General features: G+C 70.6%; 13 protein-coding genes. 1 reads left to right on the top strand and 12 read right to left on the bottom strand.

The window, feature by feature from the left end; all coding sequences use genetic code 11:
- Window positions 1-217 precede the first annotated feature (217 nt).
- The 10 genes from VET29_RS11220 to eccD form a co-directional block, all read right to left on the bottom strand.
- Window positions 218-541, bottom strand: coding sequence for a hypothetical protein (locus VET29_RS11220; protein ID WP_324918806.1), 324 nt, complete (start codon window positions 539-541; stop codon window positions 218-220).
- Window positions 541-1,005 (bottom strand): YbaB/EbfC family nucleoid-associated protein, encoded by a 465-nt coding sequence (locus VET29_RS11215; protein WP_324918803.1) that lies wholly within the window; start codon window positions 1,003-1,005, stop codon window positions 541-543. The genes VET29_RS11220 and VET29_RS11215 overlap by 1 nt, the downstream gene beginning before the upstream one ends.
- Entirely contained in the window at window positions 1,005-2,987 is a 1,983-nt protein-coding gene (locus tag VET29_RS11210) for a hypothetical protein (RefSeq protein ID WP_324918800.1), read from the bottom strand. Before VET29_RS11210 ends, VET29_RS11215 begins: the two co-directional genes overlap by 1 nt.
- A 3-nt stretch (window positions 2,988-2,990) precedes the next feature.
- Window positions 2,991-5,573: a hypothetical protein gene (locus VET29_RS11205; RefSeq protein ID WP_324918797.1), complete on the bottom strand. Its 2,583-nt coding sequence runs from the start codon at window positions 5,571-5,573 to the stop codon at window positions 2,991-2,993.
- A gap of 114 nt (window positions 5,574-5,687) precedes the next feature.
- The gene (locus tag VET29_RS11200; RefSeq protein ID WP_324918794.1) at window positions 5,688-6,140 is read right to left on the bottom strand and encodes a hypothetical protein; all 453 of its coding nucleotides are present in this window, start codon (window positions 6,138-6,140) and stop codon (window positions 5,688-5,690) included.
- Window positions 6,141-6,150: 10 nt separating this feature from the next.
- Window positions 6,151-6,507 carry a hypothetical protein gene (locus VET29_RS11195; RefSeq protein ID WP_324918791.1) on the bottom strand — a complete coding sequence of 119 codons (357 nt, stop codon included), beginning with the start codon at window positions 6,505-6,507 and terminating at the stop codon, window positions 6,151-6,153.
- 106 nt (window positions 6,508-6,613) lie between these two features.
- Window positions 6,614-6,901, bottom strand: a complete 288-nt coding sequence (locus VET29_RS11190; protein ID WP_324918788.1) for a WXG100 family type VII secretion target — start codon at window positions 6,899-6,901, stop codon at window positions 6,614-6,616.
- Between the two features lie 42 nt (window positions 6,902-6,943).
- On the bottom strand, window positions 6,944-7,273 hold the full coding sequence (locus VET29_RS11185; RefSeq protein WP_324918785.1) for a hypothetical protein: 330 nt from the start codon (window positions 7,271-7,273) through the stop codon (window positions 6,944-6,946).
- A 148-nt stretch (window positions 7,274-7,421) separates the two neighbouring features.
- Window positions 7,422-8,843, bottom strand: a complete 1,422-nt coding sequence (gene eccB / locus VET29_RS11180) for a type VII secretion protein EccB (protein ID WP_324918782.1) — start codon at window positions 8,841-8,843, stop codon at window positions 7,422-7,424.
- Window positions 8,843-10,240 carry a type VII secretion integral membrane protein EccD gene (gene eccD / locus VET29_RS11175; protein WP_324918779.1) on the bottom strand — a complete coding sequence of 466 codons (1,398 nt, stop codon included), beginning with the start codon at window positions 10,238-10,240 and terminating at the stop codon, window positions 8,843-8,845. Before eccD ends, eccB begins: the two co-directional genes overlap by 1 nt.
- 230 nt (window positions 10,241-10,470) lie before the next feature.
- Here eccD and eccCa point away from each other — a divergent pair, with 230 nt between their 5' ends.
- Entirely contained in the window at window positions 10,471-14,451 is a 3,981-nt protein-coding gene (gene eccCa / locus VET29_RS11170; RefSeq protein WP_324918776.1) for a type VII secretion protein EccCa, read from the top strand.
- A 174-nt stretch (window positions 14,452-14,625) separates the two neighbouring features.
- Here the strand turns inward: eccCa and mycP are convergent, their stop codons facing one another.
- Both mycP and VET29_RS11160 read right to left on the bottom strand, forming a co-directional pair.
- Window positions 14,626-15,876 carry a type VII secretion-associated serine protease mycosin gene (gene mycP, locus VET29_RS11165; RefSeq protein WP_324918773.1) on the bottom strand — a complete coding sequence of 417 codons (1,251 nt, stop codon included), beginning with the start codon at window positions 15,874-15,876 and terminating at the stop codon, window positions 14,626-14,628.
- Window positions 15,873-16,925, bottom strand: a complete 1,053-nt coding sequence (locus VET29_RS11160) for a hypothetical protein (RefSeq protein WP_324918770.1) — start codon at window positions 16,923-16,925, stop codon at window positions 15,873-15,875. The genes mycP and VET29_RS11160 overlap by 4 nt, the downstream gene beginning before the upstream one ends.
- Between the last annotated feature and the right edge of the window lie 112 nt (window positions 16,926-17,037).

Raw genomic sequence — 17,037 nt, 5'->3', positions numbered from 1 at the left:
CTGCGACCCGGCGCCGGTTACACCGCTGGCTTCCCCACCGTGGCCGCCGCCACCCTTGCTACCACCAGTAGCAGCCATTGAATGTGTTCACCTCCTTTCACATGGCTATCTGGTAGAGACACGCGTGGCGCGGCGCGAAGAGTTCACCGACGTCGCGAAGGACCCCTCCGAGGCGGCCGACGTCTCGGAGGGGGCCGTCAGGGCAGGTGGAAGCCGGTCACTCCTCCCCGACCTGGGAGTCGAGCCACTTCGCGTTCCGCTCGTCGAGGTCCGCCAGGACGGTGGCCTTCTCGTGCACGTTCTTCGAGGACTGCACGAGCCCCTCGCCCGCGTCCGACATGCCGACCCGGACCTCCTCGGCGTTCTCCCAGTAGTTCTTCTCGAACGCCTTGCCGATGTCGTCGTCGCCCCAGCAGCCCTGGGTCGCCAGGAGCACGTCGTTGAGCTTGCCGTACGCGGTACCCAGGTTGGTCCCGCTGACGAGAATGCTGTCCGTGACGCCCTCGAACGCGGGTTCGTCCAGGAAGAAGTTCTCCGCCATCACCGCTCCTCGTGTGTGCGGTTGTCCGGCCGCGGGCGCGGCGCGTCCACACCGAAGTCGTTCAGAGTGTCGAACATGGGGCCGATCAGCGCGTTGATCATCTCGTCGGGGCGGACCTGGCCGGTGGCGAGGCCCTGCAGGTCCATCCCGGCCACCTCGGGGATGCCCATCAGCTCGGACATCTTCTGCTGGGCGGCCGCGCGGCCGCCACGCAGCGTCTCGATGATCACCTGCGCCAGCTGGGCGGGCGGCATCGCGCGGTACTTCGAGGAGTTGAACACGAGGTCGACGAGCTCACCGCGGCCGTCGAACGTCATCTCGAGCGAGTGGTCCTTCGCCCGCACGGTCGTGCTCGCCTCGTCCCAGTGCTTGCCGAGCTCAGCAAGCTTGCGGGACTCGTTCTCGAACATCGCCATCGCCGATTCCATCGCGCGCTCGGGGTCGGCGGAGTTCCAGTCGGCCATCACTTACCTCGTTCCGTCAGTCGGTCGAGCTCGGCGAACTTCGCGGCGAGCGCGACCTGGATGTCGGCCTGCGAGAGCTTCTTCTCGCTCGGCTTCTCCTCCTCTTCCCGCACGGGCTCGCGCTCGCGCCTGCCAACCGCGCCTGGCGCGCCGCTCGCCGGGTCCCACACCTCGGGCCTCGGCTCGTTCGGCATGGCCGCCATCCGCCCGTTCTGCTGGTTGCCGCCCATGCCACCCATGCCGCCCATCATCCCCATGGGCATGCCACCCATGTGACCGGACGCGAGCGGGTCGGCGGTGACGCCACGAGCGGACGGCGTCGGCGTGGTACCGCTGATCGTCTCCGCGGTCGTCTGCCCCACGAGCGCGTCCGGCGTCGTGGTGCCCGGCGCGAACATCCCCCGCGAATGGGGCTCCAGGTTGACGACCTGATGGACGCCACCGCCCCCGTGCGAGAACGTCAGCGGCTTGCCCTGTGCGTCGGTCTCCAGCGCGTGCTGCAGTGCGGCGGGTGTGGCGTGGGCGGCGGGCACGAGCGGCTTGGCGGGGGTGCCGGGCGTGGCGTGGGTCGTCGTGCCCCCACCGGCCACCGCGGCCGCCACCTCGTGCCGCTGCTGCGGGGTGACGAGGGAGTGCGTCTCGGCAGGCTGCCCCGACGTGGTGGCGACCTGTGCGGCGACCTTGTGCACCTGCTCGGTCTCGGTCGGCGCGGGTACCTCGGTCGCCGTCTTGATCGCCTTGCGCCGCTCCGGGGCGTCGGCCGACCTCGTGGTGACGTCGTCGGTGTCCAGCGTCTCCGAGTCGCCCTCCTCCGGCACCACTTCCTCGACGAGGGCCCTGCGCTTCGCGCGCTCCTTCTCCTCGTCCGTCCCCTTGCCGGTCCCCTTACCCGAGGCCTTGTCCGTCCCCTTGTCCGTCCCTCTGTCCGTCCCTTTGTCCGTCGCCTTGTCCGTGGTCCGCGTGGTGACGTCCTTGGCGCCCGGCACACAGGCGGCCGACTCGCCCGTCGACTTGCCAGCCGACTTGCCCGCCGGCCTGCCGAGCACGCCCGGCACGGCACCCATCAGCGGCGGGCCACCGGGGTGGCCGCCGGTGTAGGGGCCCTGCGCGTCCACCATCTCCCGTGCCTGGCCCAGCACACCGCTGTCCTGGGAGTGTCCCGACGCGAACACCGGACCCGCATGCCCCGGCACGCCGAGACCCTGCCCACCCGGGTCGGCGCGGCCGAGCACGTTCCTGTTCTGCCCACTGGACAGGAACGGCCCGTCACCGCCCGACTCACCGGGCCGGTTGGTCCCGGTCTTCGTCAGCGTGTTCGGCCCGAAGAACGGCGTGGGCGCGAAGTTGTAGGTCTCGCCGGAGTTCCCGGGCCCGTGCTCCCCGTTGCCATTGCCGTTGCCATTGCCGTTGCCCTGGCCCGGGTTCGTGCTCGTGTCGGCGGTGACGCCCGGCGGCTTGTACGGCAGCGGAGCGAGCGCGTTCCCGACGTCCCAGTACGCCGTGCGCAGGTCGCGCAGGATCTGCTTGGCCGAGTCGTTGTTGAGCTTCGCCGTCTCCTCCGCCGAGGGTGCGCCCGGCGCGGGTGGCGTGGCCTCCTGCGCCGCCTTCTGCCCCTGGAGGTCCCGGAGCCGCTGCTGGTGGTCGGCCAGCCGGTCGCCCGCGTCCCGCAGGATCGCGCCGTAGCCGGGGCTCTGCAGGAACTGCAGCACGCCGCCGATCTTGCCGGTCAGCTCCCGGACGACGGCGTCGAAGTCCTCGGCCGCCTTGCCGGTCCAGGCCTCCCGCACGAAGTTCATCTCGTGCCGGACCAGGTCGAGCACGTCCTGGAACCGCGCCCCGGCCTGGTCGAAGGCAGACGCGCGCTGGTAGAACACGTCCGGGTTGATCTCCATGACGAGCTGGGAGACCTGCTCGAACGTCAGGCCTTCCAGCCAGGGGTCGTTGGGGTTCGGTTGCGGGTTGAGTGGCGAACCGTCCGGCATGGCCTAGGTCCTCGTCGCCGGGCGACCGATGACGCCGTCGTCCTCGGCGTCGTCGTCACGCCACGCGTCCTTGTCGGCCTGCAGCCAGATCTGCGGTTCGCGCTCGTTGTTGTTGTTCTGGCCGCCCATGCCACCCATGCCGCCCATGCCCATCGGCATGCCGCCGCCACCCATGCCCATGCCGCCCATCGGCGTGCCGACGGACGCGGCCGTCGCGGCGCTCAACGGACTGCCGGACACGGTCTGGACGCCAGGGGTCGTGAACCCGCGCTGCTGGGCCACGTCGGTGTCGAACTGGGCGCGAGGCAGTGCCCCACCGCCGCCACCGATACCGCCCCCACCGCCACCGAGGCCGCCGCCGGCACCGCCTGAGGAACCACCGCCGCCGCCGGACAGGAAGTCCTTCATGGAGTCGAGGCCGCCGATGCCGGCCGGCTTGATGCCGTCGATCGCCTTGTCGACCGCGGACCTGGCGTCCTGCAGCGCCTGCTTGGCCTCCGGGTCGCCCTCCTTGTTGATCATGTCGTCGAGCGCCTTGTCCACCGCACCCCTGGCGTCGGTCAGAGCCTGCTTGGCCTCCGGGTCCTCCGCGCCGGGGCCACCGGAGACGGTCGACGGCTTGCCGGGGTCGCCCGCGTCGAGTCCGTTGATGGCGTCGGCCACCTTGTCCTTGGCGTCCTGCAGTGCCTGGCGCGCCTCGGGGTCGGTGGTGTGCGCGAGCGCGTCGTCGAGCGCCTTGTCCGCCGCGCCGGCCGCGTCCTTGATGGCGTCGGCGCCCTCACCCGCGCCGAGGCCGTCGATGGCCTTGCCGACCGCGTCCTTGGCCGCGTCGAGGGCCTGCTGCGCCTCCGGGTCGGTCGTGCCGTCCTTGATGTCGTCGAGCGCGCCGAGGGCCTTGTCCTTGGCGTCGCCCAGCTGACCGGCCGTGTCCGGGTCGATGCCGTCGATGGCCTTGCCGACCGCGTCCTTCGCGTCCTGCAGGGCCTGCTTGGCCTCCGGGTCGGTGGTCTTCGCCAGCGCGTCGTCGATCGCCTTGTTCGCCGCGTCGCCCGCCTGCTTCAGCGCGTCCGCGGGACTGTCGGCTTTGATCTTGTCGATCGCGTCGCCCGCGGCCTTCTTCGCGTCCTCGAGGGCCTGCTTGGCCTCCGGGTCGTCGGTCTTGCCGATGGCGTCGTCGAACGCCTTGTCCGAGGCCTGCTTGGCCTCGTCCTTGGCGTCGTCGACCCCGGAGCCGTCGAGCCCGTCGATCGCGTCGCCGACCGCCTTCTTCGCGTCCTCAAGGGCCTTGTCGGCCTCGGGGTCGCCGGTACCGCCCTTGAGGCCGTCGATCGCGTCCTGCGCCGCCTTCTTCGCGTCGTCCAGGGCCTTCGACCGGCCGCCGCCAGAACCGCCGCCCGGCGTACCCATCCCCGGCATGCCGCCGCCACCGGCACCGCTGCCCTCGCCGCCGCCGGAACCGCCGGTGAGACCGTCAATGGCGTCGCTGGCCGCCTTCTTCGCGTCGTCGAGCGCCTTCTGCGCCGCGGGATCGGTGGTGCCGCCCTTGAGGCCGTCGATCGCGTCGCCCGCCGCCTTCTTGGCCGCGTCGAGCGCACCGCTGCCCGGGGAACCCCCACCGGAGCCCGTACCCGGCGAACCGCCACCGGACTTGCCACCGCCCGCACCGCCGCCGAGACCGTCGATTGCGTCGCCGACGGCCTTCTTCGCGTCGTCGAGCGCCTTCTGGGCCTCGGGGTCGGTCGTCTTGGCCTTGACGCCGTCGATGGCGTCCTCGGCCGCCTTCTTGGCCGCGTCGAGCTGGCTGTTGCCCGGGCTGGTCGCGCCGCCCTCGGTTTCCTCCCCGGGGGCGTACTGGCCTTGCTGCTCGGGCTCCAGCGGCGCGAGCGTCCTGCCCTTGAGGGCTTGCATCCGCTGGCCCTGCTGGTAGCCCTGGTTGTTGCCGTTGCCGTTGCCGTTGTTGGTGGTCTCGTGGCCACCGGCGATGTAGATGGGGGCGAGGTCCTGGCCACGGGCGTTGTACTGCCTGCCCATCTCGCCGAGGAGGTCCTGGAGGTCCTTGATGAGCGCCTTCTCGGCGTCGTCGTCGAGGTTCTTGAACGCGGTTTGCAGCTGGTCCAGCACACTCTGGAGGTCCGACGTGGTCGTCGCCACCTCCGCCTGGGCCGCGGCGAGCGTCCTCAGCTTGAGCTGGGCGTCGGTCTTCTTCTTGTCGTTGGCGTCGACGATCTCCCACCAGCGGTTGGCGAACCACTGGATGCAGTGCCCGATGTTGCCGACCATCAGGCCGTACTTCTTGGTGTCCAGGGTGTTGTAGAGGTCCTGGCTCTTCTTCAGCAGGTCGGTGGCGACCTTGTTGAACTCGTCGCCCGCGACACCCTTGAGGTTGTCGTTCAGCGACTTGATCTCCCTGGCGAACGCGTCGTTCACCTCGCCGAGCTTCTTCGTGGCGGAGTTCATCTGGGTCTCGAGGCGGTACCACGCCTCGGCCGTGGTGTTCGAGGACAGGCTCGCCGCGTCATTGCCACCGCCGGTGACCACCAGTCCCGAGGTCACGTCGACCAGGGCTCCGAGGGTGCTGTACCCCATGGGATCCAGAGGCGGTGCCGAGGCGTTGTAAATACCAACGTCCTGGATTTCCGAATCGGCCATTTTTCCAACCCTTGTCGATGTGTTCGTCGAGACCGGTGCGCTGCGCGGGACTTACTTGCCGATGGGGACGCTCAGGTTGTCGTTGTACCCGTCGCCGTCGTGCGAGTTGTTCTTGTTGTTCGGGTCGTCCGTGTAGTTCGTCTGGGCCTTCTCGGTGTTCGTGTCCCAGGTGTCCCACTGGCCCTCGAGCCTGGAGTGCCAGTCGCCGAGCGCGGCCTTGATCTTCTCGGCGTTGCCGCCGTCGGTGTTCGCGAAGTCCTTGGCGATCTGGGTCAGCGTGGTCTCGAGGCTGTCGAACGTCATCCGCAGGTGCTCGGCGTGCGCCACGATCGCGTTGCGCCGGTCGTCCACGATGCGCTCCAGCCACTGCGCGAGCTCGAACTTGCCCGCGTTCGGCCAGTGCGGCTTCAGGTCGTTGAACGGCGCCATGTCGTCGAGGATCTTGCCGATGTTGATCGACGCGTTCTTCACGTTCTCGGCGTTGTACGCCGTGGTATCGGCCATGTCCGGTACCTCAGTTCGCCGGCTCGCCGAGCGCCACGAGGTCCTCGTGCACCCGGGTCTGCAGCGCGGCGACGACCGCCCTGATCCGCTCGGCGTTGCCCTCGTCGATGTTCTCGACGTCGGTCGCGACCTTCATCAGCGCCTTCGAGATCTCGCCGAGCGAGATCTTCAGCTGGTCGGCGTGCGCGACGACACCGTTGCGGCGGTCGTCGATGATGGCCTGAAGCTGCTGTGCCAGGTCGAAGTTGCCGATCGACGGCCAGGTCGTCCGCAGCGAGTTGAAGGCGGACATGTCGTCCATGATCCGCCCGAGGTTGGCCGCCGAGTCCTTGACGGCCTCGACATTCATGTTCGTGCTGGTGGTCATCTCATCACTCCAGGAAGGACGGTGGACACATGTCTCGCGGTACTACTGGTTGCGGTGTGTTGTGTGCCGGGCGGGATGGCGCCCGGCACACAGCACCGCGCGGGCATCAGCTGCCGGCGACGTTCTGCCCGCCCTTGGCGTCCTGCTGCTTCATGTCGTCCGCACCCTGGCCGAAGGTGGCCTTCAGGTTGTTGAGGATCTCCACGTTCGCACGCAGGTCGGACTCGAGGTCGTCGCACAGCTTGTTGTAGGCGTCGGCCGTGGTACCGGTCCAGTTGCCCATGATCGCCTTGACCTGCTGCTGCTGCTCGTCGGTCTGGTTCGCGATCTCCGTGGCCTTCTTGGTCATCATGTCGATGGCCTCGTCGATGGCGGCGTAGTCGTATGTGATCATCGCTGTTCTCTCCTGTTGAGGATGTCGTCAGGGGTCGTTCGCTCAGGCGCCGAGGAAGGAGCCGGTCTCCAGCGGGATGTTCATGATCTGCTGGTTGAGGTCCTCGTCGGTGCCCTCCTGGTTGTTCGACTCGCGCCGGATGTTCTCCGCCATGGCCTGCATGTGCGCGATGACCGACTTCTTGACGTTCTCGATCCAGGTGTCGGTCGAGGTGCTCAGCGCGCGCGTCGCGGCGCTGGTGCTCGCCTGCAGGACGTTGTCCACGTCGGACTTCAGCTGCGTGAGCTGGCCGACGATGGCCTCACGGGTGGAGTCGTGGTTGTCCGCCTGCTTGCGGATCTCGTCCGGGTCGAGCTGAGTTGTGTGCGCCATGAGATCTCCTTGTTTCCGTTTCTTCCTGTCAGCCCTGGCAGCCCTGAGAACAGCCCGGCCACCACTCAAACGTTAGTTTCGGAACCCGCGGGAGAATCCGGCTTCGCGTCCGGGGGGACGAACAAGCGGGACTCCCCTCATGAGTCGGTCACCCCGCCTGGACGCTCAGCGCGGCCTGGGTGCTCAGCACCGGCCCGGACGGCAGCAACGCGAGCATCTCGCCGGACATCGCCACGGCGGACTGCGCGGAGTACCCCAGCGCCTCCACCACGGACCCGTCCGCGAGCGGGTACTTCATCCCCGTCTCGGTGATGAGGTAGACCGCGTTGAGCGCCGCCTCGGGGGACTGCTGTTCCCTGACCAGCACCCCGGCGCCGGCCGGTATCAGCACGCGGTCGGCCGTCACACCGGCCTCGTGCACGGCCATCGGCATGGCCCTCTTGTGGACGTCCGCGGAGACGAAGCCGGTGATGACCCGCACCTCTCCCTTGCCGACCGGGAAGTACGCCGCGCACGCCGCGTCGTCCTGGCCGGGCACCACGATCTCCGGTGGTCGCTGCGGCAGGCCGCCGACGAGGTCGTCGCCGCCGTCCGACGTCGGCACACCGGACAACGCGCCCGGCCCCACCTCGATGGGTGTCACGGACTCGCCGTTGTAGGCGTCCCTGGTGAACGGCGCGGCGAGCAGCAGCGCGGCAGTGGTCGGGGACAACGGCGCCAGCCCGTCCGAGCGCATCAGGTAGAGCTGGTCGGCGCCGATCGCCGGGTTGTGGACGAGGTAGATCTGGCCGACCACGCTCGGGCCGCCGTCGATGTCCGGCCCCGGTTCCCCGGTGCCCGGTGTCCTCTTCGCCTCGAAGTCCCGGCCCTGCGGGATCGGGTTGAGCCAGGCGGCGGTGACCGCCACCGGCGCGACGTCGCCGTAGCCCAGCGCGGTCGCCTCCGCCCTGCCGGGGATCCGGTGCCGCCTGCCCTCCCAGATCAGGTACAGCGCCTCGTCCGGGGCACTTACCAGCAGGGCCTGCGAGTCGGCCACCGTCATCTCGAACGACTGTCCGATGAGGAGGGTCGTCGTCGGCCCGGTGTCCTGGGTGCCGGTACCCGCCTGCTGCGCGCACACCGTCCACGGGCCGGCCGAGAGCGCGTTCGCCCCCGGCAGCGCGTCCGGCGCGCCCGGGATGCCGATCGGCTGCCCCACCGGCGTGCCGGCGAGGGACTTCTGCGACACCTTGTAGACCGTGCCACCGCTCTTCCCGGCCGCCAGCCGCGCCGACGAGTAGTTGAGCACCGGCCGGAGCTGGTTCTCGAGGAAGACGTACCGGGCGCCGGTGTCCTCGTTCATCACGATCGCCCCCGGCTGGCGCCACGTCGTGTTGCCGCCGGGGACGAACAGTCCGATGATGCCGAAGACTCCCATGAGGACGCCGCCGAGGATCACCCCGAGGAACGTACCGGTGTTCAGCCTCCTGTTCGGCTGCGCCAGCACGTCCGGCTTGCCGTGCACCACGGCGGAGACGAGCCTGCCCACCACGAAGAAGTAGGCCTGTACCTGGTCCCTCTTGGACTGCATCAGCCTGCCAATCCACGCATCCAGGCGTACACACCCAGTACCTGCAACAGAATGGGGATCACGGCGACGGCGGCGACCGACTCGAGGATCTCCACCGCGCGGCCCCAGTACGGCCGCTGCCGCTTGCCCGGCATCACCTTGCTGCACAACAGCAGGACGATCCCGCCCGCGAACAGCGGCAGGAACACCGCGAGCAGCCGGCCGGCCTCGTCCTGCTCACCGGCGAGCTGGTAGAAGTTCGCGGCAACGCAGACGATCGCGGGCAGCATGACCGCCCACCGCTGCACCACCCCGCTGGGATGGCGGGTCCGCAGGAACAGCAGGAACGCGATCACCAGCGACAGCACCTCGGTCCAGCCGTTGCCGTCGATGGCCAGGACGGGCAGCATGATCGCCACCGCGGCGCCGAGCCCGACGTGCAGTGCCGTCGAGTAGCCCACGGTCACCGCGCCCCGCTCGACGACGACCTTGGCGGGCACCGGGTCGATGTCCTCGGACAGCTCCGGTGCGTCGGTCGGCAGCATCGGCAGGGTCAACCCGGACAGCCGGAACGCCGTGGCGGGCAGGTAGACCCCGACGATCAGGCAGATCGCGAGCCCGATGCCCACCGCCTGCTGCAGGTTCACGTCCGCGACCGACGCGATGAGCCCGGTGACCCCGAGCGCGAACACGAAGAGGATGCCCCCGGCGAACAGCAGCGCCGCGTCGGCGACCAGTAGCACCCCGCCGCACAACACCAGGAACGCGATGACGAGCCCGACGGTCACCTCGACCGTGAACGTGGCCAGCGGCGCGAGTTCCTTCGTGAGCAGCACCCCACCCACCACGGCGTAGCAGACCGAGACGCCGGCCAGGACCATCGCCCCGGTCGGGTCGGCCACCCCCCGCGCCACCAACGCGGCGCCGAGCAGGAGGACCACGGCGCCGGCCAGTGCCAGCACCGCCTGGGCGAGCGTCGAGCCGGCGCCGGGCAACACGACGAGCCCGAGCAGGAAGGCGACGGCCGTGCCGATCCGGAACAGCGTGCGGGTGTGCTTCGGTTGCCACGCGCCGGGGTGCTCGCGCACCTGCTCACCGACGCCGTCGACGAGGTCGTCGTAGTCGATCGGCGCGAGCTGGTCCGCCCGCGGTCGCAGGTAGACGGTCTCGCCGTCGAGCAGGTTGAGCTCGGCGAGCGTCCGGTCCTCGTCCAGCGGCGCCTCACCGACCCGCTGCACGACCCAGCCCTCGTGGTCGGCCCCCTGCTCGATCCAGTCCGCGCCGAACTGGGGCAGCACCGCGGGCAGGAGGTCGGTCAGCGTCGCCTCCGTCGGCAACGCCACCTCCGTCGCCCGTTTCCCGAGGACGAACCGTAGCCTCGCCGACGTCGTTGTGCGATGCTGTGTCTGCTCTTCCATCTGGTGTCAGGTCCTTCCTGCCAGGGATCCCAGACCGTGAACCAGGCCCGAACCTAATGCCGCGCGGCACGCGTGATCTGTGTAGACAGCCCCGCGAGCGCGAAATAGGGGAAGTCCACTCACCACCGAGGGAGAGCCATGAGCGCAGCTTGCGCAGCGAGTCGACCACACCGAGGACACCGTCATGACCGTGGGCGGGGCCGGTGCAGCGGAGCGGGCGGAGCGGCGTCATGAGCACGGTGCTCTTCGCGCGCCGGGCGCGGCGGCCGAAGCCGGGCGTGCCGGCTGACGAGATCCAGGTCCAGGAACCGCCCGCCGTGCCGGAGGACACGGGCGGCGGGATCAGCTCGGTCCTGATGTACGCCCCGATGGGCCTCGGCTCCATCGCGATGGTGATGATGTTCGTGCGGCCGGGCTCCGGGCTGATGTCCTACATCGGCGGCGGCATGATGCTCGTGTCCGTCATCGGCATGCTGATCGTGCAGCTGGTGCGCAGCTCGGTGACCCACAAGCAGAAGCTGCACGGCCACCGGCGCGACTACATCCGCTACCTCACCCAGCTCCGCGGCCGGGTCCGCAAGGCGCTCGCCGCGCAGCAGCGGGCCGCCCGGTGGATCCACCCGGACCCCCGCGCGCTGTGGTCGATCGCGCTGGGCTACCGCCTGTGGGAACGCCGCCCCGCGCAGGACGACTTCGGCGAGGTCCGCATCGGCGTCGGCACGCAGCGGTCCGCGCTCAAGCTCCTCCCGCCGGACACCAAGCCCATCGAGGACCTCGAACCGCTCGCCGCGCACGCCCTGCGCCGCTTCCTCCGCGCCTACTCGACCCTCCCGAACGCGCCGATCGCGGTGTACCTGCGGGGGTTCGGGCAGATCCAGTTCAGCGGCGAGGACGTCGCGGTGATGGACCTCGTGCGCGCGATGCTGGGCCAGCTCGCCACCGCGCACGCGCCCGGCGACGTCCGCATCGCACTGTGCGCCACCGACGACCGGCTCGAGCGCTGGGACTGGCTGAAGTGGCTGCCGCACAACCAGGACCTGGAGAGCCGGGACGCCGCGGGCGCGCGCAGGCTGGTGGGCGAAGGCATCAACGAGATCGAGCTGCTGCTCGGCGGCCCCGCCTTCACCGGCAGGCCGCGGTTCGAGGCCGACACGCCGGTCACCGCGTCCGAACCGTACGTGGTGCTCATCGTGGACGGTCCGCAGATCCCCGGCGACCACCGCGCCGCTGACGAGGGCTACCGCAACGCGGTGGTCCTCGACGTGTCCGGCAGCCTGCCGTGGCACCAGCGGGCCGGCGTGCTGTTCCTCGAGGTCGTCGCCGGCGCGGCGAGCACCGTGAGCTTCGACCGGCTCGGCAGGGCGCAGACCAGGCCGCTCTGCACCCCGGACACCTTCAGTCACGTGGCGGCCGCCGCGCTGGCCAGGACCATGTCCCGCTACCGGGTCGGCGAGGTGAACGAGACCGAGGAGCCGATGGCCGCCGACTACGACCTGGCCAAGATGTTGGGCATCGGCGACGTCGCCCACTTCGAGCCGACCCGCTACCGCCGGGAGCGGATGACCGCCAAGCGGCGGCTGCGGGTGCCCATCGGCATCGCGGCGAACGGCACACCGCTGGAGCTGGACATCAAGGAGGCCGCGGAGGACGGCATGGGCCCGCACGGCCTGTGCGTCGGCGCCACCGGCTCCGGCAAGAGCGAGCTGCTCCGCACGCTCGTGCTCGCGCTGGCCACCACGCACTCGCCTGAGGACCTGAACTTCGTGCTGGTGGACTTCAAGGGCGGCGCGGCGTTCCTCGGGTTCGACCAGCTGCCGCACACCTCGGCGGTGATCACGAACCTGTCCGAGGAGCTCGAGCTGGTCGACCGCATGCAGGACGCGCTGACCGGCGAGATGAACCGGCGCCAGGAGTACCTGCGGGCGGCCGGCAACTACGCGTCCCGCCGCGACTACGAGGCCGCGCGGCAGCAGGGCGTGCCGCTGGAGCCGATGCCCGCGCTGTTCATCGTGGTCGACGAGTTCTCCGAGATGCTGTCGAGCAAGCCGGAGTTCATCGACGTGTTCGCCATGATCGGCCGGTTGGGCCGGTCGCTGGGCGTGCACCTGCTGCTGGCGTCCCAGCGCCTCGACGAGGGCCGGATCCACAAGGTGGAGACGCACCTGTCGTACCGGATCGGCCTGCGCACGTTCTCCGCGATGGAGAGCCGCAGCGTCATCGGCGTGCCGGACGCCTACGAGCTGCCGAACAGCCCCGGCAACGGCTACCTGCGGCCGGACACCCAGACGCTCATCCGCTTCAAGGGCGCGTACTCCTCCTCGCTGTACCGGCCCAAGCGGCGCGCCGCCATGGACAAGTCGGCCGACCAGCGGGTCGTGCCGTTCGGCATGCGCTACATCGAGCCGCAGCACCAGCCGGAGCCCGAGCCGGAGCCCGAGCCGGACGAGAAGGACAGCCTGGACACGGTGCTCGACGTGCTGCTGACCCGGCTGAAGGGCGTCGGCCCGCGTGCGCACCAGGTGTGGCTGCCGCCGCTGAAGCAGGCGGCGACGCTCGACCAGCTGCTGCCGCCGCTGGTGGACGACCCCGACCTCGGCCCCCGCCCGGTCGGCGGGTACGGCACGGGGACCCTCACCGTGCCGGTCGGCCTGATCGACCTGCCCGCGCAGCAGAAGCGCGAGCTGTTGATCACGGACCTGTCCGGCAGCAAGGGCAACGTCGCCGTCGTCGGCGGTGTGCAGAGCGGCAAGAGCACCATGCTGCGCACGCTGATCTCGGCGCTCGCGCTCACCCACACCGCGGCCGAGGTCCAGTTCTACTGCCTCGACTTCGGCGGCACGCTCACCGCGCTCGCCAAGCTGCCGCACGTCGGCAGTGTGGCGAACCGCCTCGACCGCGACCGCGTCACGCGGACCGTGCTCGAGGTCACCAACCTGATGGCCCGCCGGGAGAAGATCTTCGCCGACCACAACATCGACTCGATGTCCAGCTACCGGCGAGCCCGCCGGGCGGGCAGGTTCACCGACGTCGACCCGTACGGCGACGTCTTCCTCGTGGTCGACGGCTGGTACACCATCCGCCAGGACTTCGACGACATCGAGCCGAACTTCACCGAGCTCGCCGCGCGCGGCCTGAGCTTCGGCATCCACATGGTCGTCGCGACCAACCGGTGGTCGGAGATGCGGCCGTGGCTGCGCGACGTGCTGGGCACCAGGTTCGAGCTGAAACTGGGTGACCCGGTCGACTCGGAGGTCAACAGCCGCTTCGCCGCGACCGTGCCGTCCATCCCCGGCCGCGGCATCACCCCCGACCGCCTGCACTTCCTGGCCGCACTCCCCCGCATCGACGGTACGTCCGAGACGGACGACCTGGCGGAGGCGACGGTCGAGCTGGCGGAGTCGCTGGCACTGCCGACGGCCCCGGTGGCACCGAAGGTCAAGCTGCTGCCGCACGAGTTGTTCGTGCGGGAGCTGCCCGGCCCGAAGTCCCCGAACCCGACCGCGGAGATGCGTGTCCCACTGGGCATCGACGACGTCGAGCTGGCCCCGCTGTGGCACGACTTCGACGCGAGCCCGCACCTGCTGATCTACGGCGACGCGGAGACGGGCAAGACGAACCTGCTCCGCCACATCGCCCGCGCCGTGGCCGCGCACCACACCAACACCGAGGCGCGGATCATGTTCGGCGACTTCCGTCGCGAGCTGCACGACTCGGTCCCCGCGACCCACCAGCTCGAGTACGCGGTGGGTGCCGAGGCACTGGCGAAGTCGATCGCCGGCGCCGCGCAGGTCATCAAGAACCGCCTGCCCGGCCCGGAGATCAGCCCGAGCCGGCTGCCCAAACGGGACTGGTGGGAGGGCGGCCGCCTGTACATCATCATCGACGACTACGAGCTCGCCGAGTCATCCAGCCCGCTCGACTCGCTCATCCCGGTGCTGCCGCAGGCCGCGGACGTGGGCGTGCACGTGATCATCGCCCGCAGCACGTCCGGTGCGAGCCGCTCGATGATGAACCAGGCGATCCGGAAGATGTGGGAGCTGGGCACGCCCGCGCTGCTGCTGTCCTGCCCGAAGGGCGAGGGGTCGTTCCTCGGCAACCTCAAGCCGAGGGTGCTGCCGGTCGGCCGCGGCCAGTTCGTCAACCGCCGCCGGGCGGTGCGGCTGGTCCAGACCCCGATCGTCGAAGGCTTCGTGAAGTCGGACAAGGGCTGAGGTACCGGGCCGTTGGTCCACGGGATCGGAAGTGGACCAACGGCCCGACCTGCCCTCGCCGGTGACAGAACAGCTAAAACCCCCAGCACTGCCGCGACAGTTGTGCCCTCGGGCAGGCGCCGGCGGCGATCCGGTGGCAGGCCGTGCACCAGCCTTTGTAGGTTTGGCCCCGAGTCAGCGCGTCGCGGGACCGTCCGGTGTGGACATCTCGATCACCCGTGCCGGCCGGAAGCCGCGCTTGCGGCCGGCACTGAACAACCGGCCAAGCAGCAGCGCGGCCAGCACGAGGACCACGGCGCCGATCATGCCGGCCATGGCGAGCACCGGCCCCATCTCGTCGTGCGGGACGACGGGCGCGGCGGTGGCGCCCGGCGGCGCGACACTTCGCGGTTCCACGCCGTTCTCCTCCGGCAGCACGGTGGTCACCGCGGCCAGGGGGTTCACCATGCCCCACCCGAGCGCCGGGTCGGGCAGCGCGACGGCCGGATGGGTCGCCGTGGCCAGCAGCCGGTGCTTGACCTGTTCGGCGGAGAGCCCGGGCCGGTACGCGCGGACGAGCGCGGCGACCCCGGCGACGAAGGGCGCGGAGTAGCTGGTGCCGTTGCCCTTCCAGTGCCCGGGACCACCCGGCCCCAGCCCGAGGATGTCGACCCCCGGCGCCACGAGCGACACGAACGGCCCGGTCTGCGAGAAGTCCGCGTGCTGCCCGGTCTCGTTCACCGCGCCGACCGCGATCACCGTGGGGAAGGCGGCGGGGTAGGTGACCGGATCGCCCTCGTTCCCGCTGTTGGCGGCCGAGGCGACCACGACGACGTCGTGCTCGGCCGCGTACCGGATGGCGTCGGCGAGCGTGGGGTTCTGCTCGGTCGTACTGGCCGACACGTTGATCACCTGTGCGCCCGCGTCGACCGCGGCCCGGATGCCGAGCACCATCCCTTCCGGGGTCCGCGCCCCCGGCGCGTTCGGGGTGTCGGTGGTGGCGCACCGGACCGGCAGGATCCGCACGCCCGGCGCCACGCCGACGTACCCCGTCCCCTGGGTGGGCTTGGCCGCGATGATCCCGGCGACGAACGTGCCGTGTCCGAAGCAGTCGGTGTCGCCCGGCGCGTGCCCGGGCTTGGTCGTGTCGACCCCCGGCAGCACGACCCCTTGTAGCTGCGGCACATGGCCGTCGACCCCGGTGTCGACCACGCCGACGGTGATGCCCGACCCGTCGGTCAGCGGCCAGGCCTGTTCCGGTGCCAGCTGCCGCTGCGCCCAGGGCACGGACGGATCGACGCTCTGCGGCGGCGGCAGGCAGGGCTCCTGCTCCGTCGTGGTGGTGCCCCCTGGTGACGACGGCTGCGCGGCGGCGGGCACGGCCGGGACGATCCCGAGCACCCCGGCGACCAGCACCCCGGCGAGCCTGCCCGCGGGCCCGTTCACGAGGCCACCGCCGCGGCCGCCTCCTGCTGCCAGACCACCATGGAGGTGGTGAGCCGCGCGGCCACCTCGGGGTCCTCGACGAGCCGCAGCTGTCCCTGGTGCCGCCGGGCGAGCACGCTGTCGAGCTTGGCCAGCACGGCGAGGTCCCGCTCGTCCAGCTCAGTGGTGGTCGGTGTCTCCCCCGGCGCCAGCTCCCGGTAGAGCACGGCGATCCGAGGCGCCTGGGGCGAGCCGTCGTCCTCGGTCTCCTCGTCGTCCTCTTCTGCTGTCCGCACGGCGAGCGCCTTGAACCGGGCCCCGGCGACGAACACCGCCTCGTCGACGGACCGCCCGATCATCAGCTCGGAGGTCCGCCGGGCCGAGCTGGGCCAGATCAGGACGTCCAGGTCGGCGCCGGGGGCCGTGACGTCGAGGTCGACGCTCCCGGCGAGGAACCCCGGCTCGGTGAGCACCGTGCCGGGCGTGCTCTGGTGTTCGAGCGACTCGTTCACCCGGCCCTGCCGCAGCACGGCACGCCGATGTGTCGGCAGCCGGCGGATCCCGGACATCAGACAGGGCACCTGCCCGTCCAACGCCCCGGCCTGCCCGACGCGGAGGGCACCGTTGATCGGCAGCGCGCTGCCCTCACCTCGCCCGAGGAACAGGCACACGGCGACGTAGTCGGCCTTGACCCCCGGCGAGTCGTCGACCCGCATGGACGGCCAGGTGGCCATGGCGGCGTTCACGGTGGCCAGGGCCTCGGAGAAGTACTCCCCCGCCGCCGAGACGAACCGCGCCTGCTCGCCCGCGGTGCTGTTCCGCCCCGGCACGACGAGCGCCTTGCCCGCCGGTGCCGGAACCCGCGGTTCCGGGACCACCTCGGGAACCTCCCGGGGCACGGCCTGTTCCTCCGGCGCCCGCGCCACGTCGCCCACGGGAGGCCGCGAGTTCTCGACCGGCATCGCGTCCCGACGAACCGGTTCCTCCCGCACCGCGCCCACCGGCTCCGGCGACCGAACCGGCTCCGGCGGTCCGGACACAGTGGACACCGGAGCAGCCGAGGTAGTCATGATCGGCGGCATCCCGGCCATCGACGCGGGCGGCACGGGCGGCACGGGCGGCTTCAGCATATCCAACTCTGTGGTGTTCGGTCCTGGCGGCAATGGCGGAATCGGCGGCCTC

This window comes from Actinophytocola sp., assembly GCF_035634895.1.
Classification (GTDB): Bacteria; Actinomycetota; Actinomycetes; order Mycobacteriales; family Pseudonocardiaceae; genus Actinophytocola.
This window is presented reverse-complemented; position numbering and strand designations above follow the sequence as displayed.

Coding starts and splice junctions, on each gene's coding strand:
- VET29_RS11220 (WP_324918806.1), bottom strand. CDS start 541: ATGGCGGAGAACTTCTTCCTGGACGAACCCGCGTTCGAGGGCGTCACG.
- VET29_RS11215 (WP_324918803.1), bottom strand. CDS start 1,005: ATGGCCGACTGGAACTCCGCCGACCCCGAGCGCGCGATGGAATCGGCG.
- VET29_RS11210 (WP_324918800.1), bottom strand. CDS start 2,987: ATGCCGGACGGTTCGCCACTCAACCCGCAACCGAACCCCAACGACCCC.
- VET29_RS11205 (WP_324918797.1), bottom strand. CDS start 5,573: ATGGGGTACAGCACCCTCGGAGCCCTGGTCGACGTGACCTCGGGACTG.
- VET29_RS11200 (WP_324918794.1), bottom strand. CDS start 6,140: ATGGCCGATACCACGGCGTACAACGCCGAGAACGTGAAGAACGCGTCG.
- VET29_RS11195 (WP_324918791.1), bottom strand. CDS start 6,507: ATGACCACCAGCACGAACATGAATGTCGAGGCCGTCAAGGACTCGGCG.
- VET29_RS11190 (WP_324918788.1), bottom strand. CDS start 6,901: ATGATCACATACGACTACGCCGCCATCGACGAGGCCATCGACATGATG.
- VET29_RS11185 (WP_324918785.1), bottom strand. CDS start 7,273: ATGGCGCACACAACTCAGCTCGACCCGGACGAGATCCGCAAGCAGGCG.
- eccB (WP_324918782.1), bottom strand. CDS start 8,843: ATGCAGTCCAAGAGGGACCAGGTACAGGCCTACTTCTTCGTGGTGGGC.
- eccD (WP_324918779.1), bottom strand. CDS start 10,240: ATGGAAGAGCAGACACAGCATCGCACAACGACGTCGGCGAGGCTACGG.
- eccCa (WP_324918776.1), top strand. CDS start 10,471: ATGAGCACGGTGCTCTTCGCGCGCCGGGCGCGGCGGCCGAAGCCGGGC.
- VET29_RS11160 (WP_324918770.1), bottom strand. CDS start 16,925: ATGACTACCTCGGCTGCTCCGGTGTCCACTGTGTCCGGACCGCCGGAG.